The following is a 25,591-nucleotide window of genomic DNA, read 5'->3' as shown; positions in this document are numbered from 1 at the left end:
CTCGCGTCATTGTGCTAGACGCGGCTCATGCCGCAGATCCGCCGCCTTGCCGAAACCACCGTCAACCGCATCGCCGCCGGCGAGGTGATCGAGCGCCCCGCCGCCGCCGTGAAGGAGCTGGTGGAGAATGCGCTGGATGCCGGGGCGCAGCGGATCGAGGTGATCCTGGCCGGGGGCGGCATCGAGCGCATCGAGATCATCGACGATGGCTGCGGCATCCCGCAGGGTGAACTGGCCTTGGCCATCGAGCGCCATGCCACCTCCAAACTCGCTGACGAAGCGCTGGTGCGCATCAGCACGCTCGGCTTCCGCGGCGAGGCCCTGCCCTCGATCGGCGCCGCCGCTAAGCTCACCCTGATCAGCCGCCCGGCCGGGCAGGATTCGGCGTATCGCATCAATGTCTCCGGCGGGGCGGTGAGCGAGATCGCCCCCGCGCCCGGCGTGAAGGGCACGCGCGCCATCGCCGAGGACCTGTTTTACGCCACCCCGGCGCGGCGCAAATTCCTGCGCTCGCCCAGGGCCGAGGCCGAAGCCGCCGAGCGTGCGGTGTGGCGGCTCGCCCTGGCGGCGCCGCACGTGGCGTTCCGGCTGGTCTCCGACGAGCGCGTGCTGTTCGACCTGCCCGGCCAGAGCGAGGCGGCACGGGTGGCGGCGCTGTTCGGGCGGGAGACCGCGGCCTCGCTGCTGGCGCTGGAGGCCGAGCGCGAGGATGTGCGCCTGAGCGGGCTGATCGGCCCGGCCAGCCTGTCACGCGCGACCATGGCGCTGCAAAGCTTCGTGGTGAACGGGCGGCCGGTGCAGGACCCGCTGCTGCGTCTCTCGCTGCGCCTCGCCTATCGCGATGTTTTGCCCTCGGGCCGGCATGCGGTGGCAGCGCTGCGCCTGACCCTGCCCGATGAAGCGCTGGACGTGAACGTGCATCCCGCCAAGACCGAACTGCGATTCGCCGATGCCAACGGCGTGCGCAGCCTGGTGATCGGCGCCATCACCCGCGCGCTGGAGCGCCCGGTGACCCTGGCCCTCGCCCCAGCCGCAGCGCCTGCCGCGCGGCCCGCTGCCCCGGCCATGCGGCTGCCCTTCGGCGCGCCGCCCCCGCCCTCGCCCGCCGCGCGCGGCTTTGCCGAGGCCGAACTGCGCCTCGCCACCCCGCCCGCCGCACGGCAATTCGCCATGCCAGAGGCACCGCCCCCGGCGGCGCATCCGCTCGGCGCCCCGCTGGCGCAGATCCTGGATACCTACATCCTCGCCGCCGCGCCCGATGGCGCGCTGGTGATCGTGGATCAGCACGCCGCACATGAGCGGCTGACCGAGGAGAGGCTGCGCGCCGAATTCACCGCCGGGCGGGTGGCCAGCCAGCCGCTGCTGGTGCCGGTGGTGGTGGATTTCCCGCCCATCGAGGCCGCACGGCTGCTGGCGGAAACCGACACCCTGGCCCGGCTGGGGCTGGAGATCGAAGCCTTCGGGCCAGGGGCGATTCTGGTGCGTTCCGTGCCCGCCGCGCTGAAGCATCCGGACGCCGCCGGGCTGCTGCGCGACCTCGCCGGGGAATTCGCCGAGGCCGAGGCGCCGCTGGCGCTGGAGGCGCGGCTGGATGCGGCACTGGCCCGGCTCGCCTGCCATCGCTCCATCCGCGCCGGGCGGCGGCTGGCACTGGAGGAAATGTCCGCCCTGCTGCGCGAGATGGAGGCGACACCGCGCGCCGCCACATGCAGCCATGGCCGCCCCACCTTTCTCAAGCTGTCACGCGCCGAACTCGAAACAATGTTTGGCCGCCGCGCCTGATACGCTCTTGCCCGGCGCGGAATCGGCGCGGCATGGTGGCACGAAAAGGAGCCCCGCATGAGCGAAACCGTGAGGAAATTGATCGAATCTTATTACGCCGCCTTCAACAATGGCGACATCGCGGCGATGGTGGCGCTGCTCACCGAGGATGTGCGCCACGACATCAACCAATCCGGCACCGAAACCGGCAAAACGGCGTTCACCGCCTTTCTGCACGAGATGAACCGCTGCTACCGCGAGCGGCTGACTGACATCGTGATCATGACCGAGCCGGGCGGCGCGCGCGCGGCGGCGGAATATGTGGTGCATGGCGAATATTTGCAGGCCGGGCATGGCATGCCGGAGGCGCATGGGCAGGCCTATGTGCTGCCGGGCGGCGCGTTCTTCACCATCCGCGGCGGAAGGATCGCGCGGGTGACGAATTACTATAATCTGCCGGACTGGCTGGCGCAGGTCGCGAAATAAGCCGCCGCCACCGGCGCAATAAAAAAGGCCGGGGAAATCCCCCGGCCTTTTCCGTTTTGGCTGACTGCCGGATTAGAACAGCAGGCCGGCTTCCAGCGTGCCGGTGAACTGGCCACGGCTGGTGCCGGTGTTGCCGTAACCGAATTCGTTACCCAGCGCATCCCGGTGGTGCAGCAGGTAGATGTAGCCAGCGTTGGCGCGGACATACAGATCCTTGTACTGCCAGGTCGGAGACAGGGCAGCACCGATCGCGGAGGCGTCGGGGCCGACAAACCAGCTGGCATTGTCAGCCGCAGAAGTATGCGAGTTGAAATACTCAACCCAGCCGCCCAGCGAGTACGGGGTGTTGGCAAAAGCGTAATCAGCCAGCACAGCCGCGCCGAAGGTCGAGGTCGGCTTCTGAATGCCAATCTGATGATCGGCCTTCGCCAGCTGGTACTGCACTTCCGGAATCAGGTTCAGGCTGCCGTTGGTGTAGCTGTAATAAGCACCGACCATCTGGTTGTTGGCGTACGCAGCACCCGCAGCCACCGTATTACCAAACGTACCCGTCGTGTAACCGCCATAAGCATAGGTGTTCAGACCCGTGCGGCCAAGATTACCGGCGTAATATACACTCAGGGTGTTGTTCGCGTTGAACTGGTAGCTGACCAGGGCCTGCAGGAAGTTGAACACGCCGGAGTCAACGCCGTCGCCAAACTCAACCGTGGCGCTCAGAGGGCCATTGGCATAGCTGGCGGAGACGCCGCGCGACTGGCTGTTCTCAACATAGAAGAGCGCGGTGGTCAGCTGGCTCGGGTTGTTCCAGGCCTGCAGCGACTCGTAGCCTTCCAGCGAGGCAAGCTGACCGACAGAGACAGTCACCGGCGAGTTCTGCGGGGCAATCGTAATATAGCCGGCATAGAGCGGGCCGGTGGTGAACACGTTGGTGCTGGTGTTGGGGATATGCCCCTTACGATCGGAACCCAGCGCGCCCAGCGTCTGCGACGAGGTGCTGCCAACCTCGATGGTGAACTGCAGCACGCCAGTGTTCTTCTGCAGTTCGATCAGCGCGTCGCCAATGTTGGCGCCAGTGGTCTGCAGGTTATTCGGCTGGTTGCTGACGACATAGCCATAACCGTTAACGCCGCCGCTCAGAGAAAGCTGGCCGAGCGGGCCGCCGTCGATATTGATAGCCTGCGGGCCGGTCATGGCCTGGGCGGCGTTGAGAGCCAGGAGAGACGACGCGGCGGCGAAGCCGAGCCCGAGAAGATGACGACGCATATTATAATGCCTCCTGTTTGCGCTAAATTTTGCGCCAGATTGAACGAAACCAGATGCCGTACGCCTCACGGAAGAGAACCGGGCAGCGAGACCGCATCAGTAGTCACGAGGCATTTTCTAACCGCCAAACCGCGGGTTGTTCTAGCTCAAAAGCGCAACCCCATAAACTTACAGCATTTGTGTGGCCCAAATGACACAAAAATGTCAGCAAATCAGCCTTGACGGGAGGCGTTCACCGCCTGCGCCACCAAAACCCCGAGAGCGCATGCCACAACGCACAGCGTCACCGAAGCCAGCGCGTAGGCCAAGGCCCGGCCGGCATGGCCGCTGCGCGCCAATTCCACAGTTTGCAGGCTGAATGAGGAAAAAGTGGTGAAGCCGCCGCAAATGCCGACGGTGACAAAGACCCGCGCCTCGAACGGCAAGGGCAACCGGCCATCCGCCCCGGCGATCAGGCCGAAGCAGCTGATCACGAAGGAGCCAATGATGTTGATGAGCAGTGTGCCCCAGGGAAAGGCCGCGCCAAGCGCCGCCACCATCGCATTGCCCAGGGCATAACGGGCGGCGCTGCCCAGAGCCCCGCCCAGCGCCACCCAGAGATAGGCGGCGATATCGTCCACGTTACTTCAGTTCGGACAACAGGCTCGGCTGCGCCTCGCCCGGCTCGTTGTGGTCGGTCAGCTCGATCGGGTAATCCCCGGTGAAGCAGGCGTCGCAGAAGGCGGGCGCGTTCGAGTCGCGCCCTGGCTTGCCCAGCGCCCGGTAAAGCCCGTCAATCGAGATGAAGGCGAGGCTGTCAGCGCCGATCACCCGGGCCATCTCCTCCACCGAGTTGCGGGCCGCGAGCAGCTTGCCGCGCTCGGGCGTATCGATGCCGTAGAAGCAGGAATGAGTGGTCGGCGGGCCGGCAATGCGCATATGCACCTCGGCCGCCCCGGCCTGGCGCATCATCTCCACGATTTTCTTGCTGGTGGTGCCGCGCACGATCGAGTCGTCCACCAGCACCACGCGCTTGCCCTCGATCATGGCGCGGTTGGCCGAGTGCTTGAGGCGCACACCCAGATGGCGGATCTGGTCGGTGGGCTCAATGAACGTACGGCCGACATAATGGTTGCGGATGATGCCCAACTCGAAGGCGAGGCCCGAGGCCTCAGCGAAGCCCATGGCGGCGGGTACGCCCGAATCGGGCACCGGCACGACCACATCGGCCGTGGCCGGCGCCTCCTTGGCTAGCTGCGCGCCAATCGCCTTGCGCGCCGTATAGACGGACTGCCCCTCCATCACCGAATCCGGGCGGGCGAAATAGATATACTCAAACACACAGAAGCGCGGCGGCTGGGCGCTGAACGGCTTGATGCTCTGCACGCCGCTATCGTCGATGATGACGATCTCGCCCGGCTCCACATCGCGGACGAACTCCGCGCCGACGATCTCCAGCGCGCAGGTCTCGGAGGCCAGAACCCAGCCCGTCTTGCCATCGGCGCCATGGGTGCGGCCCAGGATGAGCGGGCGCACGCCGCGCGGGTCGCGCACGCCGATGAGCTGCTCCTGCGTCAGCGCCACCAGCGAATAGGCGCCGACCACCTGCTTCACCGCATCGATCAGCCGGTCCACCACATTGGTGTAGAGCGAGATGGCGATGAGGTGGACGAACACCTCGGAGTCCATGGTGGATTGGAACAGGCAGCCGCGGCGCACCAGGGCGCGGCGGAGCGTGTGCGCGTTGGTGAGGTTGCCGTTATGGCCCACCGCGAGGCCGCCAAACTCGAATTCCGCGAAGAGCGGCTGCACGTTGCGCAGCACGGTCTCGCCGGTGGTGGCGTAGCGGTTATGGCCGATGGCGCGTGTGCCGGGCAGGCCCGCCATCACCTTGGCATCGCCGTAATTGTCGCCCACCAGGCCAAGGCCCTTATGCGAGTTGAACCGCACGCCGTCATGCGTCACGATGCCGGTCGCCTCCTGACCGCGATGCTGCAGAGCATGCAGGCCCAGCGCGGTGATCGCGGCGGCATCCGTCACATTCCAGGCGCCGAAAACGCCGCACTCCTCGTGCAGCTTGTCATCATCAATCATCGGCCAACCTCCAGCTACGCGCGCGTCAACTACCCGTGTGACAATGCAATGTCGAGGCGGGGATGCGCATAAGTGCTATCGCCCCGTCAATAGGTCTGCAAGGCGCTGCCCGAAACCGGCTGCTGCATGAGCGCGCTGGCGGGCGGCGCCGGGCTGCCGGGCAGCGGGTCCACCTTGGGCTGGTAATTATCGGGCAGCAGCGAGGCCAGGGCTTTCGCGCCCTGATACGCCATCGGCAGGAAGCGCGCTTTCACCACCGGGGCCGGCCATTGCGGCTGCGCCACGCCGACCGAGAGCGCGATATACGCCAGGCACACCACCACGGCCCCGCGCAGCGCGCCAAACACCAAGCCAAGGCTATGGTCCAGCCCGGAAAGCGCGGAATCCCGCACCAGCCCGCCGATCAGGGCCGAGACCAGGCTGAGCACGATCAGCACGATCAGGAACACCACCGCCATCGCGCCGTAGATCACGAAGCCCTTCATGCTGGCCGGCAAAATCGACGCGATCTCGGGCTGCGCCAGCGGGTAGAATTTCACCGCCGCGAAGGCCGCGCCGATCCACGCCCCCACGCCCAACACCTCGCGCACGAAGCCACGCACCATCGAAATGGCCGCCGACAGCAGCACGACGACGATCGCGGCGGCATCAATCCAGGTCATTCATCCTCCTTGCTTCGCCCCGGTTTTACCCCGGCGGCGATGATCCCAACAAGGTCGGTGAGATGCCCGATCTCAACAAGGCCCAATGATTTCGGCACGGAGAGGCGCGCGGTGCCGCCCGCCACGCGCTTGGGCGCGGCGGCGCGGGCGAAGCCGAGCTTCGCCGCCTCCTTCAGCCGCAGCTCGGTCTGCGCCACCTGGCGCAGCTCGCCCGAGAGGCCGATCTCGCCGAAGAACACCATCTCCGGGTCGGTCGGCACATCCGAGGCGGCGGAGATCAGCGCCGCCGCCACCGCGAGGTCCGCCCCCGGTTCGTTCACCCGCAACCCCCCGGCGACGTTGAGATACACGTCGTTCATCGCCAGCTTCAGCCCGCAGCGCGTCTCCAGCACCGCCAGCAGCATCGAGAGCCGCCCGGAATCCCAGCCAATCACCGAGCGCCGCGGCGAGCCGCCGGGGTTGGGGGCGAGCAGCACCTGGATCTCGACCAGCACCGGGCGCGAGCCCTCCAGCCCCGCGAACACCGCCGAGCCGGAGACATTGCCCCGCCGCTCGGCCAAAAACAGCGCCGAGGGATTGGCGACTTCCGACACCCCCTGCCCCGTCATCTCGAACACGCCAATTTCATCCGTGGCGCCGAAACGGTTTTTGATGCCGCGCAGGATGCGGAATTGATGGCCGCGATCGCCCTCGAAATGCAGCACCACATCCACCATGTGCTCCAGCACGCGCGGCCCGGCGATATTGCCCTCCTTGGTCACATGCCCAACCAGCATCAGCGCGAAGCCTTGCGTTTTCGCCGCGCGGATCAGCTCGAAGGCGGCGGCGCGCACCTGCGTCACCGAGCCGGGCGCGGACTCCACCCCGTCGGTCCACATGGTCTGGATGGAGTCGATGACCACCAGCGCCGCGTTGGGGAATTGCGCGAGGCTCGCCAGAATGTCGCCCAGCTGGGTGGCGGCGGCGAGATGCATGGGCGATTGCGTCAGCCCCAGCCGCCGCGCGCGCAGGCGGATCTGGTCGATCGACTCCTCGCCCGAGATATACACAACCTCCCGCCCGGCCCGGCCGAGCGCCGCCCCGGCCTGCAGGAGCAGGGTCGATTTACCAATGCCCGGATCGCCACCCACGAGCACTACCGAGGCCGGCACCAGCCCGCCGCCCAGCACGCGGTCGAACTCGCCGATGGTCGTGGGCACGCGCGGCGGCGGCGGCGTAACCCCCTCCAGCCCGACGAATTCCAGCTTGCCCGGTTTCCGGGCGGTCTCTTTCATCCCCCCCGGCAGCGCCTTGGGCAGAACCTGCTCCTCCAGCGTGTTCCAGGCGCCGCAGGCCTCGCAGCGCCCCGCCCATTTCGGGAAGACGCTGCCGCAGTCGGTGCAGACATAGGTTTTAACCGGCTTCGCCAAGTTCAGCTTGGCTGCCAGCCATACGTCTTGGCCAGGAAGGTCTGCAGACTGGCCTGGTCATTGGGCTGCAGGTTGAGCGCGGCGAGCGCGCTGGCCAGCACCGTCGCTGGCTGCAGGGCGATGGCGCTGGCATCCGCCGCGGCGGAGAGGCCGGGCGCGGCGCTGGCCGTGGTAGCTGCGCTGCGCCACAGGGCGACCGAGGTGGCGTCGGTCAGCTTCGGCAGCACCAGCAAAAAATCCAGCCGCGCGGCGGCGGCGGCGGCTTGATAGGCGGTGTCGAGAAACGGCGCGGTGCCGGGGCCGAACGCCAGCGCATCCGGCAGGTCCGGAAACAGCGGGTCCGCCGTCACCTGACCATTGGCGCCAAGCGCGCCGAGCGAAAACGCCGGGGCCGCGCCCGAGGCAGAGAGTGCGGCAAGGTCTTCCGGCACCCCCTCGCCACTAATGAACACGGCATCCACCTCGCCGGCGATGAAGGCGCGGGTCTTGGCCGCTGTATCGCGCAGGCCAAACACCGGCGCGGCGGCGACGCCGAGCCGCGCCAGCCCCAGCAGCGCCGCGAGATCGGCGCTCTGCGGCGAATCCGCGCCAATCCGCACCGGCGCCATCGTGCGCAGCAGCGCGAGATCAGGCGTCTTGCCCGCCGGCGCGCGCAGCATCAGCACGCCGGAATTGCTGCCCGCAAGCAGCGGCGTCCAGCGCGTCGGGTCGAAATGCACCCGGCTGTCGCCGGCGAGAAACGCGATGAGCGCGGCGCCCGGCAAAATGGCGGCGGTCTTGCCATCGGGCACCACCAGCGCATCCAGCCGGTTGGCGCCGGTCACGCCATCCAGCCCGCCGACGGGCATGGTGTTGATCGCCGGGTTGCCGGGAAAACTACCTTCCATGGCGAGGGCGCAGGCATCGCCCCAGCGGCTGGTCTGCTGGCCATCCGGCCCGGCCACCAGCAAGGTGAGCGGCGGCGGCGCCACGGATACCGCGACGCTATCGGCCCGGCCCAGGCGGGGAGCCCCCACGGCCAGAACCAGCCCGCTCAACATATGGCGCCGTTTCAATATGCCACCTTTCATGATCTCAGGCTGGCGGAGATTACGGCCCAGCCGGATTTCGTCAATGATCGTACTGGATCAGCGCTTCAACCGGCACATCCAGCTTGCCGCGCCCGCCCAGGAAGGTCAGCTCGATCAACGCCGCCGCGGCCACCACCTCGGCGCCCACGTTTTGCAGCAGCTTGATGCCCGCGCCCATGGTGCCGCCAGTGGCCAGCAGATCATCCACCACCACCACGCGCGCGCCCGGCTCCACCGCGTCGGCCTGGATCTCGATCCGGTCGGACCCGTATTCCAGCGCGTAATCGAGCCCCACCGTCGCGCCCGGCAGCTTGCCCGGCTTGCGCAGCATGACAAAGCCGCAGCCCAGCTTCAGCGCCAGCGGCGCGGCGAGCAGAAAGCCGCGGCTCTCCAACCCAGCCAGCACGGTGGGGTGATAGGCGCGCACGACATTTGCCATCCGGCCCATCGCCACCTGCCAGGCATCGGCGTGCCGCAGCAGGGTCGAGATGTCGTAGAACAGGATCCCCGGCTTGGGGAAATCCGGGATGGCGCGAATATGATCTTTAAGGTCCATGGTGGCGCTCCTATAGCGGCTCCGGCGGCGGGGGCAAATCCTGCCGCCACGCGGCGGCGGCGGCCTCATCGGCGTCCCGCGCCGCCACCCAGCGATGCGAGCCATCGGCAAATTCCTCGGATTTCCAGAATGGCGCGCCGGTCTTCAACTGGTCGATAAGAAAGGCAGTGGCGGCCAGCGCGTCGGCCCGGTGGGCGCTGGCCGTGGCCACGAGCACGATCGGCGCGCCCAGCTCCAGCCGCCCGACCCGGTGGATGATGGTGCAGCCCCGCAGCGCCCAGCGCGCGCAGGCGGCATCCGCCAGACGCGCCAACTCCCGCTCGGTCATGCCGGGGTAATGCTCCAGCCGCAGCGCGCTCAGCCCGTTGCCGCCACGCACCACGCCGATGAAGCTGGCGAGCCCGCCCACCCCCGTGGCGCTCAGCGCGGCCAGCTCGGCGTTCACGTCGAACGTGGCCTCCTGCACGGCGATCCGGCCCCTCATCCCCCCGTCACCGGCGGAAAGAAAGCGATCTCCACCGCCTGCCCCAGCGCCGTATCGAGCGGCACGAATTCCTGGTCCAGCGCGCAGCGGATCACCGCCTCATTGGCAAAGGCCGCGCCGTAGCCGCCGCCGCGCGCGGCGAGATGGCGCAGCAGCTCGCGCGCCGTGACGACGCCGGGCGGCGGGGTGAGGTCCTCTCCGGCCAGCCCGATCTTCTCGCGCAGCCAGGCGAAATAGAGCACGTGCATCTAGCTGGCCGGTTTCACCGGCGCGGCCGGCGTCGCCGGGCCATTGCCGGGCGCGGCGCCGGGCGGCTGCTGCCCGGGCGGATAGGGCGAGGGCATGGACGGCGTGTAGCCCTGCCCCAGCGGCATGTTGGCATATTTCTGCACCTGGCTCAGCGTCGGCATCGGCTGCACCGGGCCGGGCCAGACATTGCCCGGCTGGGGCTGGAGCGGTGTCATCGCCACGTCATGGCCGAGCGCGCGCTGCGCCGTCTCGCTGGTCGCGGGCGGGGCGTTGGGGTCGCCGAACGGCCACAGCGAATCCCTCGCGAAATGCCGCTCGCTGACACAGCCGGACAACACCAGCAGCAGGCCCAGAGCCAGGGATTTACGCAAACTCATGTCTCCTCGAATAATCCGGCGCGGGCTCAGGCGTCGGCGCTGATGCCGGCATGGCGGAGCCCGGCGGTGAGATAATCCCAGCCCGTGATGAGCGTGAGCGCCGCCGCCAGCCACAGCAGCGTGCCGCCCAGCCAGCCCATGGGCAAAACGCCCAGCCCCAGCACGCGCGCGCCATCGCCGCCCAGCAGCAACATCCCAAGCGCCACCATCTGCACCCCTGTCTTCCACTTGGCCAGCTTGGTCACCGGCAGGCCGACTCGGATCTCGGCCAGATATTCGCGCAGACCCGAGACCAGAATCTCGCGAAGCATGATGACAATGGCCGGATACAACCCCAGCGCCGGCAGCCGCGCGAACCCCACCAGCGCCATCAGCGTGGCGCCGACCAGCAACTTGTCGGCGATCGGGTCCAGCATGCGGCCGAAATCGGAGAGCTGCTGGCGCTCGCGGGCCAGATAGCCGTCGAGATAATCGGTGATCCCCGCCAGGGTGAACACCAGCGCGGCCAGCATGTCGGCCACGGGCGCGCGCAGCGCCGCCAGCAACACCAGCAGCGGGATCGCGGCGATCCGCGACAAGGTCAGCACATTGGGCAGGTCAGTCAGCATCGCCGTTACACTAGACGGGATTTTCCGCGCGCGAAACCGCCAAACGGCGAGGCCGCGCGGGTCAATCTCATGCCGCGCGGGTCAGGCGTTTGACCAGGGCGGAGAGGTGATGCCGGCGCATCTCCGCCTTCGCCTTCGCGCTGGTGGTCATGTAGTTCATCTGCACCACGTAGCGCTGGCCGACATATTGCTTATGCCCGTGCCAAGTGGTGGGACCGTTGGGGAAGATCAGCAGCGTGCCATCCACCGGCGGCACCTCGGCGGCGTAGTCTTCCAGGTTCTGCGGGCCGCGCAGCAGGCGCAGGCAGCCCTCCTGGCGCGCCCAGGCGGCGCCGTCGCTGGGGTTGAGATAAAGCAGGATCGTCACCCGCTTGGCCGAGGAATCGGTGTGGATCTGCCCGTCCTGCGCGCCGGAATTGCCGCGCAGCGTGACCATGTGCGGCGCGCCCTTGAGGTCGAGCCCGAATTTTTCCGCCACGATGGCGCGGAACTCATCGCTCTCCAACCCGGCAATAGCGGCACGGGCGGCGGGGCCGAGTTTCAGCGCCTCGATGGGAAAGCTGCCGCGCCCCTTCATTGGCGGAAGGTCCTTGAACACCGCCCGCAGCGCCGCGGGCTTCACGAAGCGCTCCAGCACGATATGCGTGAACGGCTCGGCGGAGACCGCCGCCGCGCGCAGCGCCTCGAAATCCAGTACATCCATCGGTTGCATCCGTGTTCAATCCCGTCCTGGCGCGCCACCGCGCCGTTGAAACCGCCGCATCACCCTTGCGCGAGCGCGGGGGCCCGCGTGTTGCTCGACACCAAGCGTTGCAGTATCCGCCCGGCATGTCCAGCGCCTCTCCCACCACGACCGGGGTGATTCCGGCCTATCGCGCCCGCATCGCCGCGGGCAATCTGGTCTACGACCCCGCGCAGGCGGCCGCCGCCGAGCATTTGCAGGATCTGTGGGCCAAGCTGCGCGGCTACGACCCCGCCCCCAGAATCAGCGCGGGCACGAGCGGCTTCCTGGGCCGCCTGCTGCGCCGCAAGCCGGTGGAAGACGTGCAGGACCATCCGAACGGCCTGTATATCGTCGGTGAGGTCGGGCGCGGCAAGTCCATGCTGATGGACCTGTTCTTCGAGGCCGCCGACGTGCCGCGCAAGAAGCGCATCCATTTCCACGATTTCATGCAGCAGACGCACCGGCGCTTCCACGCCATCAAGCGCGCGAATCCGGATATTTCCGACCCCATCCCGCCCCTGGCCGACGAGATCGCCGCCGAGGCCGCGCTGCTCTGCTTCGACGAATTCCAGGTCCACGACATCGTCGACGCGATGATCCTGGGGCGGCTGTTCGAGGCGCTGTTCGCCCGGCAGGTGGTGGTGGTCGCCACCTCCAACACGCTGCCGGACGACCTTTATAAGGGCAAACCAGGGCGCGACGCCTTCCTGCCCTTCATTGCCCTGATCAAACAGAAGCTCGACGTGCTGGTGCTGGAATCGGCCCAGGATTACCGGCGCGGACGCCTGCACGGGATGCGCGCCTGGTACGTGCCCGCTGATAGCCGGGCCGATGCCGCGCTCGACCAGATCTTCGCCACCCTCACCGAGGGTGAAACCGTGCGCAGCGCCTCGCTGCTGATCCAGGGCCGCAGCCTGACCGTGCCGCTGGCCGCGGCCGGGACGGCGCGGTTTGACTTTCATGCCCTGTGCGGCGTACCGCTCGGCCCGGGCGATTATCTGACCCTCGCGACGCATTACCACACGCTGGTGATCGACGGCATCCCCCGCCTCTCGCCCGATAATTTCGACGAAGCGCGCCGTTTCGTGACGCTGGTCGACGCGCTGTACGAGCACCGGGTCAAGCTCTACGCCTCCGCCACCGCCTATCCGGACGAGCTTTACCGCTCCGGCGAAGGCGCGCGAATCTTCGAGCGCACGGCCTCGCGCCTGGAGGAAATGCAGAGCGAAACCTACCTCGCTTTGCCCCACCTGACCTAAAATGCATACGTCTCCGGGCCTGCGCCTTCGCAATGCAGCAGAGTGCTTGCCCGCCCTGGCGAATGGGAGTAGCACCCCCGCGACGCCCCTTTTTAACCTCCAGAAACAGGTAGGCTGAACGTAAATGAACATACATGAATATCAGGGCAAGGAACTGCTGAAAGCCTATGGCGTCGCGGTTCTCGACGGGCATGTCGCCTGGACGCCCGAGGAAGCCGTGGAAGCGGCCAAGAAACTGCCCGGCCCCGTTTATGTCGTGAAGTCGCAGATCCATGCGGGCGGCCGCGGCGCTGGCAAGTTCAAGGACGACCCGAACGGCAAGGGCGGCGTGCGCCTGGCCAAGAGCCTGGACGAAGTGCGGGACGCCGCGAGCGCGATGATCGGCCACACGCTGATCACCAAGCAGACCGGCGCCGCCGGCCGCCTGGTGCGCCGCGTCTATGTCGAGGCGGGCTGCGACATCAAGCGTGAGCTGTACCTCTCCCTGCTGATCGACCGCGCGGTCTCCGAGATCGTGATCATGGCCTCCACCGAGGGCGGCATGGAGATCGAGGAGGTCGCCGAGCACCACCCCGAGAAGATCCTGCGCGCGCCGGTTGACCCGGCCTCCGGCATCTCCAGCTTCCACGCCCGCAAGCTGGCCTTCGGCCTGGGCCTGGAAGGCAAGCAGATCGCCACCTTCACCAAATTCGTCACCGCCATGTACAACGCCTATGTGGCGCTGGATGCGGCGATCATCGAGATCAACCCGCTGGTCGTGACCGGCGCCGGCGAAATCTACGCGCTCGACGCCAAGGTATCCTTCGACGACAACGCTCTTTACCGCCACCCCGAGATCGAGGCGCTGCGCGACGAGGGCGAGGAAGACCCGAAGGAGCTGGAGGCCGGCAAGCACTCGCTCTCCTATGTCGCGCTCGACGGTAATATCGGCTGCATGGTCAACGGCGCGGGCCTGGCCATGGCGACCATGGACATCATCAAGCTCTACGGCGCCGAGCCGGCGAACTTCCTCGATGTCGGCGGCGGCGCCACCAAGGAGCGCGTGACCGCGGCGTTCAAGATCATCCTCTCCGACCCCAACGTCGAAGGCATCCTGGTTAACATCTTCGGCGGCATCATGCGCTGCGACGTGATCGCCGAGGGCGTGATCGCGGCGGCGCGCGAGGTTTCGCTCTCCGTGCCGCTGGTGGTGCGCCTCGAGGGCACCAACGTGCAGCTCGGCAAGGATATCATGGCCAAGTCCGGCCTGCCGATCATCCCGGCCGACAACCTGGCCGATGCCGCTGAGAAAATCGTCAAAGCCGTGAAGGAAGCCGCGTAATGGCCATTCTCGTTAACAAGGACACCAAGGTCATCACCCAGGGCTTCACCGGCGCTCAGGGCACCTTCCACTCCGAGCAGGCGCTGGCCTACGGCACCAAGGTCGTCGGCGGCGTGACCCCCGGCAAGGGCGGCACCAAGCATCTCGACCTGCCGGTGTTCAACACCGTGGGCGAGGCCGTGGCCGTGACCGGGGCGAATGCCTCGGCCATCTACGTGCCGCCGCCTTTCGCCGCCGACTCCATCCTGGAGGCGATCGACGCCGGGGTCGAGCTGATCGTGTGCATCACCGAGGGCATCCCGGTGCTGGACATGGTGAAGGTCAAGCGCGCCCTCTCCGGCTCCAAGTCCCGCCTGATCGGGCCGAACTGCCCGGGCGTGATCACCCCGGATGAGTGCAAGATCGGCATCATGCCGGGCCACATCCACAAGCGCGGCTCCATCGGCATCGTTTCGCGCTCCGGCACGCTCACCTATGAGGCCGTGGCGCAGACCACCGCCGCGGGCCTCGGCCAGTCCACCTGCGTGGGCATTGGCGGCGACCCAGTGAAGGGCACCGACTTCATCGAGGTGCTGGACATGTTCCTGCACGACGACGAGACCCAAGCGATCATCATGATCGGCGAGATCGGTGGCCCCTCCGAGATCGACGCGGCTGAGTTCCTGGCCCGCCACAAGATCAAGAAGCCGACCGTCGGCTTCATCGCCGGCGCCACGGCGCCTCCGGGCCGCCGCATGGGCCATGCCGGCGCGGTGATCTCGGGCGGCAAGGATACCGCCGCCGCCAAGATCGCGGCGATGAAGGAGGCCGGCATCCTGGTGGCTGACTCGCCGTCGTCGCTGGGCAGCACGATGGTCAAGGCCCTCAAGGGCTAAACACTTGAAGGGGCAGGGAAAACGCCAGCGCCATCATGCGCGGCGGACAACCCTGCCCCTTTAACTTGGGTAACGGTATCACAAGCCGAGTGGCTTATATGCGGCGCCGGAGGGAGAGCCACCGCCGTGCCGCCAGGGGTTCTCCGGTCCGCCGCCTCGCCGGGCGGGCACATTGGAAACAAGAGGAACAGGTATGGCCGGTGTAGATGTGATTGCCACTGCGATGAATGGCGCGAACGCCCAGTTCATCGCCCAGCTTTATGCCAAATGGGTCGAGGCGCCCAATTCCGTTGATCCGGATTTCGCCGCTCTGTTCGCCGCGCTGGATGACGAGACGCGCTCCATTCTGATGGATGCCACCGGCGCGTCCTGGGCTCCCCGCCCCACCGCTTTTGTCACCAACGAGGTTGAGGGTGCGGTCCAGCCGGCCAAGCCCAGCGCCTCCGCCGCGGAGACCCGGGCCGCCACGCTCGACTCTATCCGCGCCCTGATGCTGATCCGCGCCTATCGCGTGCGCGGGCATCTCGAGGCGCAGCTCGACCCGCTGGGCCTGAAGCCGCAGCGCCACCACGTGGAGCTGGACCCGGCCACCTATGGCTTCACCCAACCGAGCGATCTTGACCGCCCCATCTTCCTCGACGGCGTCCTCGGCTTCGAGACCGCGACGCTGCGCGAGGTCATCGCCGCGCTGCGCAAATGCTATTGCGGGCAGATCGGCGTCGAGTTCATGCACATCCAGGACCCGGCACAGAAAAGCTGGATCCAGCGCCGGATCGAGGGCGCGCCCTGGCTCAACGCCTTCAACGCCAAGGCCAAGGCCAAGATCCTGAACCAGCTCACCGAGGCTGATTCGTTCGAGAATTTCTGCCAGCGCCGCTTCGTCGGCACCAAGCGCTTCGGGCTTGAGGGCGGCGAGAGCACCATCCCCGCGCTGCACGCGATCATCGAGACCGCCGCCCAGGGTGGCGTGCGCGAGATCGCCATCGGCATGCCCCATCGCGGCCGCCTCAACACGCTGGTCAACATCGTCAAGAAACCGCTGGTGCAGCTCTTCTCCGAGTTCAGCGGCGGCGCCGCCAAGCCCGAGGACGTGCAGGGCTCGGGCGACGTGAAATACCATCTCGGCACCTCGACCGACCTGGTGATCGACGGCCACAAGGTGCATCTGTCGCTGCAACCCAACCCCTCGCATCTCGAAGCGGTGGACCCGGTGGTGGTCGGCAAGATCCGCGCCCGCCTCGACATGATGGGCGACCGCACCCGCAAATCCGCCATGGCCATCATCATGCATGGCGACGCCGCCTTCGCCGGCCAGGGCCTGGTGTATGAAACGCTGGCGATGAGCCAGCTCATCGGCTACCGCACCGGCGGCTCCATCCATCTCGTCGTCAACAACCAGATCGGCTTCACCACCGTCCCGGCGCACGCCTTCTCGGGCCTGTACTGCACCGACGTGGCGAAGGCGATCCAAGCCCCGATCCTGCACGTGAACGGCGACAATCCGGAGGCGGTGGTGTTCGCCGCCCGCCTGGCCGCCGAGTTCCGCCAGGAATTCGCGGTGGACGTGGTCATCGATCTCGTCTGCTACCGCCGCCACGGCCATAACGAGAATGAAGAGCCGGCGTTCACCCAGCCGATCATGTACAAGGCCATCAAGGCGCTGAAGACCACGCGCGCCCTCTATGCCGAGGCCCTGGCGCGCGAGGGCAGCGTGAGCGCCGAAGAGGCGAAGGCGATGGTGGATGAATACACCAAGACGCTCGAAGACGCCTTCGAAGCCGCCAAGAACTACAAGGTGAACAAGGCCGACTGGCTGGAAGGCCATTGGGCCGGTTTGAAGCAGGCTGACGAAGAGGCCGAGCGCCAGGAGGCCGCCACCGCGGCGCCGCTGGCGCAGCTCAAGGAGGTTGGCGCCGCCATCTCCCGGGCGCCGGAGAATTTCGACGTCAACTCGAAGATCGCCCGCCAGCTCGACGCCAAGAAGCAGATGATCGAGACCGGCGAGGGGATCGACTGGGCGACCGGCGAGGCGCTGGCCTTCGGCACGCTGATGCTGGACGGCCACCGCGTGCGCCTCTCGGGCGAGGATTGCCAGCGCGGCACCTTCTCGCAGCGCCATGCGGTGCTGATCGACCAGACCAACCAGAACGAATACACCCCCCTCAACAACATCCGCCCCGGCCAGGCGCATATCGAGATCTTCAACTCGCTGCTCTCGGAATACGGTGTGCTGGGCTTCGAATACGGCTATGCCGTGGCCGACCCGAACGTGCTGGTGCTGTGGGAAGCCCAGTTTGGCGACTTCGCCAATGGCGCGCAGGTGCTGATCGACCAGTTCATCGCCTCGGGCGAGACCAAGTGGCTGCGCATGTGCGGGCTGGTGATGCTGCTGCCGCACGGCCATGAAGGCCAGGGGCCGGAGCACTCCTCCGCCAGGCTGGAGCGCTATCTGCAACTCTGCGCCGAGCACAACATGACGGTGTGCAACGTCTCCACCCCGGCCAACTACTTCCACGCGCTGCGCCGCCAGCTCAAGCGGAACTTCCGCAAGCCGCTGGTGCTGATGACGCCGAAATCCCTGCTGCGCCACAAGCTCTGCGTCTCCAGCCTGAGCGAGATGGCCGAAGGCTCCAGCTTCCGCTTCGTCATCCCCGAAACCGACGAGTTGCTGCCGGCCGAGCAGGTCAAGCGCGTCGTGCTGTGCTCCGGCAAGGTTTATTACGACCTGCTGGCCGAGCGCCGCGAGCGCGGGATCAAGGATGTCGCCATCTTGCGCCTGGAGCAATTCTATCCGCTCCCAGTGAAGAACCTGAAGGCCGCGCTGGGCGTTTACAAAAACGCCGAACTGGTGTGGTGCCAGGAGGAGCCGGAGAACATGGGCGGCTGGCACTTCCTCGACCGCAAGCTCGAAAGCGTGCTCGCCAAGCTCGACCTCGCCGCCAAGCGCCCCCGCTATGTCGGCCGCGTCGCGGCGGCCTCGCCCGCCACGGGTCTGGCCAAAATCCACGCCGCCGAACAGGCCGCGCTGGTCAACGAGGCGTTGAGCGTCTGATCAATCTGACATAATCGCGATTTCAAAAAGTTAGTTAAGCAGGAGTAGCCATGGCCGCCGATATCAAAGTCCCCACCCTGGGCGAGAGCGTGACCACCGCGACCATTGCCCGCTGGATGAAGCAGGCTGGTGAGGCTGTTGCCGCCGATGAGCCGGTGGTGGAGCTGGAAACCGACAAGGTGACCGTGGAGGTCAACGCGCCGGAAGCCGGCGTGCTAACCGAGATCGTGGCGCCGGAAGGCGCCGAGGTCGAGGTGGGCGCGCTGCTCGGGCGCATCGATGTGGGCGCCACCGCCACCGGCCAGCAGGCCACCCCGGCGCCGGTCGCCGCCGCGGGCGTGCATGCGCCGCAGGCCGCTCCGGGCCCGGTCGCCCGCCCCGGTGCCGCCCCGCTGCCCGCCGCCGCCAAGCTGATCGAGGAGAACAAGATCCCTGCCGGCGCCATCCAGGGCACCGCCAAGGATGGCCGCGTCTCCAAGGGCGATGTGCTGGAATTCCTGAACAAGCCCGCCGCCGCCCCGGCCGCCCCGGCGCCGAAGGCCGCGCGCGTGCCGGATGTGCGCGAGGAGCGCGTGCGCATGACGCGCCTGCGCAAGACCATCGCCGCCCGCCTGAAGGACGCGCAGAACACCGCCGCCATGCTCACCACCTTCAACGAGGTGGATATGAGCGCGATCATCGGCCTGCGCACCGAGTACAAGGACGCCTTTGAAAAGAAGCACAAGGGCATCCGCCTGGGCTTCAACGGCTTCTTCGTGAAGGCGGTGTGCGCGGCGCTGCAGGAATTCCCGGCGGTGAACGCCGAGATCGACGGTGAAGACATCGTCTACAAGCACTTCGTGCACATGGGCATCGCCGTCGGCGGCGCCTCGGGCCTGGTAGTGCCGGTGATCCGCGATGCCGACCAGAAGAGCATCGCCCAGATCGAGGCCGAGATCGCCGGTTTCGCCAAGCGCGCCAAGGAAGGCACGCTGAAGCTGGAAGAACTTTCCGGCGGCACCTTCTCCATCACCAATGGCGGCGTGTACGGCTCGCTGATGTCCACCCCGATCATCAACCCGCCGCAATCGGCCATTCTGGGCATGCACAAGATCCAGGAGCGCCCGGTGGCGATCAACGGGCAGGTGGTGATCCGCCCGATGATGTATCTGGCCGTGTCCTACGACCACCGCATCATCGACGGGCGCGAGGCCGTCTCCTTCCTGGTGCGCGTCAAGGAGACGCTGGAAGACCCCCGCCGCCTGCTGCTGGAAATCTGATCCCGCTCCGGCGCTGGATAAACGCAAAGGCCACCCTAACGGGTGGCCTTTTTTGTTGTGGCTCAGATGGCGATGCGCACGCCGAGCTCGACCACGCGGTCGGGCGGGATCTGGAAGAATTCGGTGGCCGGAATGGCGTTGCGCGTCAGGAACAGGAAGAGCCGGCGGCGCAGGAGGCGCAGCGTTGTCAGCCCCGCCGGAACATAACTTTCGCGCCCCAGGAAATAGCTGGTATCCATCGGCTGAAGCGCGAGGCCCGGCAATTCGCTCAGCGCGCGCGGAATGTTCGGGCTCTCCATGAAGCCGAAATTCAGCGTGATCCGGTAGATCATCGGCGCAGCCTCCTCGACGCTGGCACGCTGCCCGGGGCTGGCGTGCGGGGTGTCCAGCGTGCGCACGGTCACGAACAAGACCCGCTCATGCAGCACCTGGTTATGCTTCAGATTATGCAGCAGCGCGCCGGGCACATAGTCGAGATTGCCGGTCATGAACACAGCCGTGCCAGGCACGCGCAGGATGCGCGATTGCGGCAGCCGCTTGAGGAAGGAGGCCAGCGGTAGCGCATCCTGGGTCCAGCGCGCATAGATCAGCGCGCGGCCGCGCTGCCAGGTGGTCATCAACACCGCCACCAGCAGGCCGATGCCCAGCGGCACCCAGCCGCCATCGAGGAATTTGAGCGCGTTGGCGCCGAAAAAGGCGAGATCGACGACACTGAACGCGCCAAAAACCAGGGCTGTCGCGAGGCGCGACCAATGGAAGCCGCGGCGGAATACGAACATCGCCAGCACATTGGTGCAGACAAAGGTGCCGGTGACGGCAATGCCGTAGGCCCAGGCAAGATTGTTGCTCGTCTGGAAGCCCAGCACCAGCAGGATCACGCCCGCCGCCAGCAGCCAGTTGACCTGCGGCACATAAATCTGCCCCTCCATGGCGGCGGAGGTGTGGCGGATCTCCATGCGCGGGAACAGCCCAAGCTGAATGCATTGCCGCGCCATCGAAAACGCGCCCGAGATCACCGCCTGGCTGGCGATCACGGTGGCCAGGGTCGAGAGGATGGTGAGCGGAATCTGCAACGCCGCAGGCGCGGCCATGTAAAACGGGTTGGCCGCCGCGGCCGGGTTGCCCAGCACCAGCGCCCCCTGGCCGAAATAATTCAACACCAGCGCGGGCAGCACGAAATACGTCCAGGCGAGGCGGATCGGCTTGCGGCCGAAATGGCTCATATCGGCATAGAGCGCCTCGGCCCCGGTCACCGCCAGCACCACGGCGCCTAGGATGACGAAGGCGGAAAATTTATGCCGCAATATGAAACCCGCGCCGAATAGCGGATCGATCGCCACCAGCACGCGCGGATCGCGCAGCGTCTGCGCCAGCCCGAGCAGGGCGATGGACAGGAACCATACCACCATCACCGGGCCAAATGCCGCCCCCACCGCCCCGGTGCCGCGCCGCTGCACCATGAACAGCAAGACGATCACACCGAGCGACACCCCCTCCACCAGATGGTTGGAGAGGCTGGGCCAGACCACTTGCAGCCCCGACACCGCCGAAAGCACGGAGATGGCCGGGGTGATCATGCCATCGCCAAAAAACAGCCCGGCGCCGATGATACCGACCAGCCCGAGCAGCGCGCGCGTGCGCGGCGTGGCCGCCACGCGCTGCGCCAGCGCGGTGAGGGCCAGGATGCCGCCCTCGCCCTTATTATCGGCGCGCATCACGAAGGTGACGTATTTCAGCGTCACGGTGATGATCAGCGCCCAGAAGATCAGCGACAACAGCCCCAGCACATCGGCGCGCGCCAGGCTGGCGGCGGAGAAATAGCCGAGGCAAGTCTGCAGCGCGTAAAGCGGGCTGGTGCCGATATCGCCGTAAACAACGCCCAGCGCACCGACGAGGACGGCAAGGCGCAACGGCGCGGCCGGGGCGGATTGCTCTGAAACTGACATGGAAGATGGCTTTCTACGTTTAATCGATTCGCAGGATTTTAGGGCCCGGGCGGCCGTCTTCAAACCTTACCCCGCCGCGCGGAGGAGCCGATTCGCCTGATTTTACGCGGTTTTTATGGGCTCTGACGGCGCAGTGACGATGCGGCGCACAAGGCCAAGCCGGCACCCGGCCTGTGAGGCCGAACGCCGCTCACGCAAACGTGATAATTTTATGCGGGCTTTATACCGCCCGCCATAAGGCTAATCGCCCGCGTAAACATGCGGCAGCCCGGCATAGACATGCGGCAATCCCGGCCGCCACCCCGCATCATCCGGGCCGCTGGAGGTGTAGACATGCACGCGCTTGGCGGCGGCGGATTGGATGATCGCCACGGGGTCGGGCAGCGGCATATAGCTGGCCTGCTGCACGTCGGCGCCGAGACTGAAGGGCAGATCGCCCATGCGCTTCCACGCCGCCAAAACCTGGCGCTGATAGGGCAGGCCGAGATCCGGCAGGGCGGAATGGTAATCGGCGATGGCGGTGGTCCAGGAGCCTGTCTGGCTCTTGAGCTGGGTGAGAAAACGCGCCGCGTAATTGGCGTTGCTCGCCGGGTCGAAGGCGTCATCGAGCGAGGCGAAGGCATCCGGGTGGCTTTGCAGGCTGATCTGGAAGCAGCCGACATCGACATCGCGCGCGCCGGACGCCTCGGCGAAGCGCACAAACGCCTCCGCCGCCTCCTTGGTGGGGAAATACTGACCATTGCCGTCGGCGTTCACGGTCCATGGCCAGGGTGCGAAGCGGCCGGTCATCGGGTCCGGGTGGCCGCTTTCCACCATGCCGATGGAGATCAGCAGGTTCACCGGCAGGGCGTCCTGCTGCTCGGCCGCGTGCCCAGCCGCGGTGCAGGCCGCGCCCGGCGGCAGATCCGCCCGCGCCGCCCCAAACCCGGCCGTAACCGCCAGACATAACAGCAGCTTGCGCACCACAACTCCCGGTAAAGCCCGGCCGCACCTTATCCCGGTCCGGGGGCAGATGACGAGGGTTTAATCCGCCACGGCGGCAAAATCCCGGCCCGCCATCCGCCACAGGGCGCGTATGTGCATTTAATCCTCGCTTTTGCGGCGCAATATCGCTATGCCGGGCGCAAATTCCGTCTTTCGCGCCGGCCACGGAGCATCCGCCCCGTGGTTTGGTGCGTTCTTAACCATGGGTATTTCCTGCATGTCGTCCGCGCCGAAAATCCGCAATATCGCCATCATCGCTCACGTTGACCATGGCAAAACCACGCTCACCGACCAGCTGCTGAAGCAGTCCGGCGCCTTCGCCGCGCACCAGGCGGTGGCCGAGCGCGCGCTCGACCGCAACGACCTGGAAAAGGAGCGCGGCATCACCATTCTGGCCAAGGTCGCCTCGGTGGTGTGGAAGGATGTCCGCATCAACATCGTCGACACCCCCGGCCACGCCGATTTCGGCGGCGAGGTGGAGCGTATCCTGAGCATGGTCGATGGCGCCGTGATCCTGGTGGACGCCGCCGAGGGCGTGCTGCCGCAGACCAAGTTCGTGCTCGGCAAGGCGCTGGCGCGCGGGCTGAAGCCGATCGTGGTCGTGAACAAGATCGACCGTGGCGACGCCCGCCCGGACGATGTGCATAACGAGATGTTCGACCTGTTCGCCGCGCTCGACGCCAACGAGGAGCAGCTGGACTTCCCCATGCTGTTCGCCTCGGGCCGCCAGGGCTGGGCCGTCGCCAATCTCGACGATCCGCGCGAAAACCTGACCCCGCTCTTCGACCTGATCCTGAGCCATGTCCCCGCCCCGAATTTGGACGTGGACGCGCCCTTCGCCATGGTCGCCACCATCCTGGAGTCCGACACCTTCCTCGGCCGCGTGCTGACCGGGCGCGTCGAGCAGGGCCGCGCCACCGTAAACATGCCGGTGAAGGTGCTGAACCTTGACGGCAAGCTGGTGGAAACCGGCCGCCTGACCAAGCTGCTCTCCTTCCGCGGGCTGGAGCGCGTGCCAGTGGACGAGGTCTCCGCCGGTGACATCGTGGCCGTGGCCGGGCTGGCCGACACCACCGTGCCGTACACGATCTGCGCCCCCGAAGTGGCCGCCCCGCTGCCCGCCACGCCGATCGACCCGCCGACCCTGTCCATGACCTTCCGCATCAATGACGGCCCGCTCGGCGGCCGCGAGGGCAAGAAGGTCACCTCCCGTCAGATCCGCGACCGCCTGTTCGCCGAGACGGAAGGCAATGTCGCCATTCAGGTGGTCGCCTCCGCCGAAAGCGATGCCTTCGAGGTGTCCGGCCGCGGCGAACTCCAGCTCGGCGTGCTTATCGAGACCATGCGCCGCGAAGGCTTCGAGCTGACCATCGGCCGCCCGCGCGTGCTCACCCGCCTCAATGAGGAGACCGGCGAGCGCGAGGAGCCGTATGAAGAAGTGCTGATCGACGTGGACGAGCCCTATGCCGGCGCGGTGGTGGAGAAGATGTCCCGCCGCAAGGGTGAGCTCGCGGATATCCGCCCCTCCGGCGGCGGCAAGCAGCGCCTGACCTTCAAGATCCCGTCGCGCGGCCTGATCGGCTACCACGGCGAGTTCCTGACCGACACGCGCGGCACCGGCGTGATGAACCGTCTGTTCGCGGGTTACGGCCCGTGGAAGGGCAAGATCGAGGGCCGCCGCAACGGCGCGCTGATCTCCTCCGAGGATGGCGAGGCCGTGCAGTACTCCCTGTTCTCGCTGCAGGATCGCGGCGTGCTGTTCGTCAACCCCGGCGATAAGGTGTATGTCGGCATGATCCTGGGCGAGCATTCGCGCGAGAATGATCTCGACGTGAACCCGATCAGGGAGAAGAAGCTCACCAATATCCGCGCCGCCGGCAAGGACGAGGCGCTGCTGCTCACCCCGCCGCGCAAGATGTCGCTGGAGCAGGCGATCGCCTATATCGAGGATGACGAGTTGGTGGAGGTGACGCCGGGCGCGGTGCGCATCCGCAAGCGCTATCTCGACCCGCATGAGCGTAAGAAGGCCGAGCGCCGCTCGGACGACGCCGCGTAAACAAAAAGGGGCCCTTGCGGGCCCCTTTTTCATTCAGGCACGAACCGCGCCAGCGGCAGGCGCGACGGCTGGCCTCACGGCACCAGCACGCCGTCGTTCTTCGCCTTCTCCGGCGGCTCGACATGGATTGTGATGATCGCGCCGTGCATCTCCTGCTTCAGCGCGGCCTCGATCCGGTCGCAGATGGCATGCGACTCGTTCACCGTCATCTCACCCGGCACGACGAGATGGAATTCCAGAAAGCTCGCATGCCCGGCCTGGCGGATGCGCAGATCATGCGCCTCGATGGCACCGCTGGCGTATTCGCGCACCAGGGCATGGATGCGCTCGGTCACCGCGGGCGGCGGCGCTTCGTCGAGCAGCCCGCTGATCGAGCGCTTCACCGTATGCCAGCCCATCACGGCGATCTGCCCCGCGATCAACAGGGCGATCACCGGGTCAAGCCGTGGCATGCGCAGCCAGTCCACCACCAGCAACGCGGCGACGATGCCGATCGAGGTCAGCACGTCGCTGAACAGATGCTGCGAATCGGCCAGCAGCGCCGGAGATCGCGCCTGTTTGCCGTAGCGGCGCAGCACGGCGGCCCAGACGGCATTCATCACCCCAGCCGCGGCATTCAGCGCCAGACCCAGCCCTAACCCGCCCTCCAGAGTCGCCAATTGCTCCGGGTGCCACAGCGCCAGCACGGCGCGATGAAAAATCAGCACGGCCGCGAGCAGGATCAGCGCCCCGGTGGTGATGGCGCTCAGCAGCTCCGCCTTGGCATGGCCGTAATGGTGTTCATCGTCAGCGGGCTTGGCGCCGATGATGAGCGCATACAGCGCCAGCCCCGAGGCGGCGACATTGACCAGCGCTTCCAGCGCATCGGAAAATAACGCGGTGCTGCCGCTGACCTTTGCAGCCAGCATCTTGCCGGCAAAGACCAGAACACCGACCGCGATACTCCCCGCCGCGATTTTTCGTATCGGTTTCACGCGCCTAGCTACCAGGGCTTGGCGGCAAAAGGCAACGACCCCACCGCGCGACGCTGTTATCTCTCTGTCAATTCTATTGACAATTTGCCAATGAATCCGTGTCATACAGAGGGCAAGCAGGGCTTAACCTGCGGTTCGCGGCA

23 protein-coding genes are annotated in these 25,591 nt (G+C 66.8%); 8 read left to right on the top strand and 15 right to left on the bottom strand.

Going from position 1 to position 25,591, the window contains the following annotated elements:
* Positions 1-27: 27 nt before the first annotated feature.
* Together mutL and LI953_RS03385 are read left to right on the top strand one after the other, a co-directional pair.
* The gene (mutL, locus tag LI953_RS03390; protein ID WP_227074623.1) at positions 28-1,782 is read left to right on the top strand and encodes a DNA mismatch repair endonuclease MutL; all 1,755 of its coding nucleotides are present in this window, start codon (positions 28-30) and stop codon (positions 1,780-1,782) included.
* Between the two features lie 57 nt (positions 1,783-1,839).
* Entirely contained in the window at positions 1,840-2,247 is a 408-nt protein-coding gene (locus tag LI953_RS03385; protein WP_227074622.1) for a ketosteroid isomerase-related protein, read from the top strand.
* 72 nt (positions 2,248-2,319) lie between these two features.
* Here the strand turns inward: LI953_RS03385 and LI953_RS03380 are convergent, their stop codons facing one another.
* From LI953_RS03380 to LI953_RS03325, 12 genes are all read right to left on the bottom strand, one after another.
* A complete protein-coding gene (locus LI953_RS03380; RefSeq protein WP_227074621.1) occupies positions 2,320-3,510 on the bottom strand; it encodes an outer membrane beta-barrel protein in 1,191 nt (396 codons plus the stop codon).
* A 212-nt stretch (positions 3,511-3,722) separates the two neighbouring features.
* Positions 3,723-4,121, bottom strand: coding sequence for a fluoride efflux transporter CrcB (crcB, locus tag LI953_RS03375; protein ID WP_370635753.1), 399 nt, complete (start codon positions 4,119-4,121; stop codon positions 3,723-3,725).
* 10 nt (positions 4,122-4,131) lie between these two features.
* The gene (gene purF / locus LI953_RS03370) at positions 4,132-5,583 is read right to left on the bottom strand and encodes an amidophosphoribosyltransferase (RefSeq protein WP_227074619.1); all 1,452 of its coding nucleotides are present in this window, start codon (positions 5,581-5,583) and stop codon (positions 4,132-4,134) included.
* Positions 5,584-5,669: 86 nt separating this feature from the next.
* Positions 5,670-6,245: a CvpA family protein gene (locus LI953_RS03365; RefSeq protein ID WP_227074618.1), complete on the bottom strand. Its 576-nt coding sequence runs from the start codon at positions 6,243-6,245 to the stop codon at positions 5,670-5,672.
* Positions 6,242-7,654, bottom strand: coding sequence for a DNA repair protein RadA (radA, locus tag LI953_RS03360; protein ID WP_227074617.1), 1,413 nt, complete (start codon positions 7,652-7,654; stop codon positions 6,242-6,244). The genes LI953_RS03365 and radA overlap by 4 nt, the downstream gene beginning before the upstream one ends.
* A gap of 2 nt (positions 7,655-7,656) precedes the next feature.
* The gene (locus tag LI953_RS03355) at positions 7,657-8,709 is read right to left on the bottom strand and encodes a hypothetical protein (RefSeq protein ID WP_227074616.1); all 1,053 of its coding nucleotides are present in this window, start codon (positions 8,707-8,709) and stop codon (positions 7,657-7,659) included.
* Positions 8,710-8,764: 55 nt separating this feature from the next.
* Positions 8,765-9,280 carry an adenine phosphoribosyltransferase gene (locus LI953_RS03350; RefSeq protein ID WP_227074615.1) on the bottom strand — a complete coding sequence of 172 codons (516 nt, stop codon included), beginning with the start codon at positions 9,278-9,280 and terminating at the stop codon, positions 8,765-8,767.
* 10 nt (positions 9,281-9,290) lie between these two features.
* A complete protein-coding gene (locus LI953_RS03345; protein ID WP_227074614.1) occupies positions 9,291-9,764 on the bottom strand; it encodes a molybdenum cofactor biosynthesis protein MoaE in 474 nt (157 codons plus the stop codon).
* Positions 9,761-10,012 carry a molybdopterin converting factor subunit 1 gene (gene moaD / locus LI953_RS03340; RefSeq protein WP_227074613.1) on the bottom strand — a complete coding sequence of 84 codons (252 nt, stop codon included), beginning with the start codon at positions 10,010-10,012 and terminating at the stop codon, positions 9,761-9,763. The genes LI953_RS03345 and moaD overlap by 4 nt, the downstream gene beginning before the upstream one ends.
* Positions 10,013-10,390 carry a hypothetical protein gene (locus LI953_RS03335; protein ID WP_227074612.1) on the bottom strand — a complete coding sequence of 126 codons (378 nt, stop codon included), beginning with the start codon at positions 10,388-10,390 and terminating at the stop codon, positions 10,013-10,015.
* A 26-nt stretch (positions 10,391-10,416) separates the two neighbouring features.
* On the bottom strand, positions 10,417-10,998 hold the full coding sequence (gene pgsA, locus LI953_RS03330) for a CDP-diacylglycerol--glycerol-3-phosphate 3-phosphatidyltransferase (protein ID WP_227074611.1): 582 nt from the start codon (positions 10,996-10,998) through the stop codon (positions 10,417-10,419).
* Between the two features lie 67 nt (positions 10,999-11,065).
* A complete protein-coding gene (locus LI953_RS03325; protein ID WP_370635751.1) occupies positions 11,066-11,710 on the bottom strand; it encodes a 2OG-Fe(II) oxygenase in 645 nt (214 codons plus the stop codon).
* 116 nt (positions 11,711-11,826) lie between these two features.
* On the opposite strand from LI953_RS03325, the gene zapE reads away from it, so the two are divergent.
* The 5 genes from zapE to odhB all read left to right on the top strand — a co-directional run bounded on the left by zapE (position 11,827) and on the right by odhB (position 19,488).
* Positions 11,827-12,981: a cell division protein ZapE gene (zapE, locus tag LI953_RS03320; RefSeq protein ID WP_227074609.1), complete on the top strand. Its 1,155-nt coding sequence runs from the start codon at positions 11,827-11,829 to the stop codon at positions 12,979-12,981.
* A 124-nt stretch (positions 12,982-13,105) separates the two neighbouring features.
* Positions 13,106-14,302: an ADP-forming succinate--CoA ligase subunit beta gene (gene sucC / locus LI953_RS03315; RefSeq protein ID WP_227074608.1), complete on the top strand. Its 1,197-nt coding sequence runs from the start codon at positions 13,106-13,108 to the stop codon at positions 14,300-14,302.
* A complete protein-coding gene (sucD, locus tag LI953_RS03310; protein ID WP_227074607.1) occupies positions 14,302-15,177 on the top strand; it encodes a succinate--CoA ligase subunit alpha in 876 nt (291 codons plus the stop codon). The genes sucC and sucD overlap by 1 nt, the downstream gene beginning before the upstream one ends.
* Positions 15,178-15,370: 193 nt before the next feature.
* Positions 15,371-18,229: a 2-oxoglutarate dehydrogenase E1 component gene (locus LI953_RS03305; RefSeq protein ID WP_227074606.1), complete on the top strand. Its 2,859-nt coding sequence runs from the start codon at positions 15,371-15,373 to the stop codon at positions 18,227-18,229.
* A 50-nt stretch (positions 18,230-18,279) separates the two neighbouring features.
* Entirely contained in the window at positions 18,280-19,488 is a 1,209-nt protein-coding gene (odhB, locus tag LI953_RS03300; RefSeq protein ID WP_227074605.1) for a 2-oxoglutarate dehydrogenase complex dihydrolipoyllysine-residue succinyltransferase, read from the top strand.
* Between the two features lie 62 nt (positions 19,489-19,550).
* On the opposite strand, the gene LI953_RS03295 is transcribed toward odhB, so the two are convergent.
* Both LI953_RS03295 and LI953_RS03290 read right to left on the bottom strand, forming a co-directional pair.
* Complete coding sequence (locus LI953_RS03295; protein ID WP_227074604.1) at positions 19,551-21,434, bottom strand: potassium transporter Kup; 1,884 nt, start codon at positions 21,432-21,434, stop codon at positions 19,551-19,553.
* 240 nt (positions 21,435-21,674) lie between these two features.
* Positions 21,675-22,397 carry a transglycosylase SLT domain-containing protein gene (locus tag LI953_RS03290; RefSeq protein ID WP_227074603.1) on the bottom strand — a complete coding sequence of 241 codons (723 nt, stop codon included), beginning with the start codon at positions 22,395-22,397 and terminating at the stop codon, positions 21,675-21,677.
* A gap of 238 nt (positions 22,398-22,635) precedes the next feature.
* Here LI953_RS03290 and typA point away from each other — a divergent pair, with 238 nt between their 5' ends.
* Positions 22,636-24,474 carry a translational GTPase TypA gene (gene typA, locus LI953_RS03285; RefSeq protein ID WP_227074602.1) on the top strand — a complete coding sequence of 613 codons (1,839 nt, stop codon included), beginning with the start codon at positions 22,636-22,638 and terminating at the stop codon, positions 24,472-24,474.
* A gap of 74 nt (positions 24,475-24,548) precedes the next feature.
* Here typA and LI953_RS03280 read toward each other — a convergent pair whose 3' ends face one another.
* Entirely contained in the window at positions 24,549-25,448 is a 900-nt protein-coding gene (locus tag LI953_RS03280) for a cation diffusion facilitator family transporter (RefSeq protein ID WP_227074601.1), read from the bottom strand.
* Positions 25,449-25,591: the final 143 nt, after the last annotated feature.

The sequence above is a fragment of the Acidocella sp. KAb 2-4 genome (assembly GCF_020567705.1).
GTDB lineage: Bacteria > Pseudomonadota > Alphaproteobacteria > Acetobacterales > Acetobacteraceae > Acidocella.
Note: the sequence above shows the minus strand (reverse complement) of the source record. Positions and strands in the feature narration are given on the sequence as shown.

Bases quoted from the DNA above. Each gene is read 5' to 3' on its own strand.
- LI953_RS03350 (WP_227074615.1), bottom strand. From the start codon at position 9,280: ATGGACCTTAAAGATCATATTCGCGCCATCCCGGATTTCCCCAAGCCG.
- purF (WP_227074619.1), bottom strand. From the start codon at position 5,583: ATGATTGATGATGACAAGCTGCACGAGGAGTGCGGCGTTTTCGGCGCC.
- LI953_RS03295 (WP_227074604.1), bottom strand. From the start codon at position 21,434: ATGTCAGTTTCAGAGCAATCCGCCCCGGCCGCGCCGTTGCGCCTTGCC.
- LI953_RS03385 (WP_227074622.1), top strand. From the start codon at position 1,840: ATGAGCGAAACCGTGAGGAAATTGATCGAATCTTATTACGCCGCCTTC.
- LI953_RS03380 (WP_227074621.1), bottom strand. From the start codon at position 3,510: ATGCGTCGTCATCTTCTCGGGCTCGGCTTCGCCGCCGCGTCGTCTCTC.
- LI953_RS03365 (WP_227074618.1), bottom strand. From the start codon at position 6,245: ATGACCTGGATTGATGCCGCCGCGATCGTCGTCGTGCTGCTGTCGGCG.
- pgsA (WP_227074611.1), bottom strand. From the start codon at position 10,998: ATGCTGACTGACCTGCCCAATGTGCTGACCTTGTCGCGGATCGCCGCG.
- typA (WP_227074602.1), top strand. From the start codon at position 22,636: ATGTCGTCCGCGCCGAAAATCCGCAATATCGCCATCATCGCTCACGTT.
- odhB (WP_227074605.1), top strand. From the start codon at position 18,280: ATGGCCGCCGATATCAAAGTCCCCACCCTGGGCGAGAGCGTGACCACC.
- LI953_RS03345 (WP_227074614.1), bottom strand. From the start codon at position 9,764: ATGAGGGGCCGGATCGCCGTGCAGGAGGCCACGTTCGACGTGAACGCC.
- zapE (WP_227074609.1), top strand. From the start codon at position 11,827: ATGTCCAGCGCCTCTCCCACCACGACCGGGGTGATTCCGGCCTATCGC.
- sucD (WP_227074607.1), top strand. From the start codon at position 14,302: ATGGCCATTCTCGTTAACAAGGACACCAAGGTCATCACCCAGGGCTTC.
- mutL (WP_227074623.1), top strand. From the start codon at position 28: ATGCCGCAGATCCGCCGCCTTGCCGAAACCACCGTCAACCGCATCGCC.
- moaD (WP_227074613.1), bottom strand. From the start codon at position 10,012: ATGCACGTGCTCTATTTCGCCTGGCTGCGCGAGAAGATCGGGCTGGCC.
- LI953_RS03335 (WP_227074612.1), bottom strand. From the start codon at position 10,390: ATGAGTTTGCGTAAATCCCTGGCTCTGGGCCTGCTGCTGGTGTTGTCC.
- LI953_RS03325 (WP_370635751.1), bottom strand. From the start codon at position 11,710: ATGCAACCGATGGATGTACTGGATTTCGAGGCGCTGCGCGCGGCGGCG.
- sucC (WP_227074608.1), top strand. From the start codon at position 13,106: ATGAACATACATGAATATCAGGGCAAGGAACTGCTGAAAGCCTATGGC.
- LI953_RS03305 (WP_227074606.1), top strand. From the start codon at position 15,371: ATGGCCGGTGTAGATGTGATTGCCACTGCGATGAATGGCGCGAACGCC.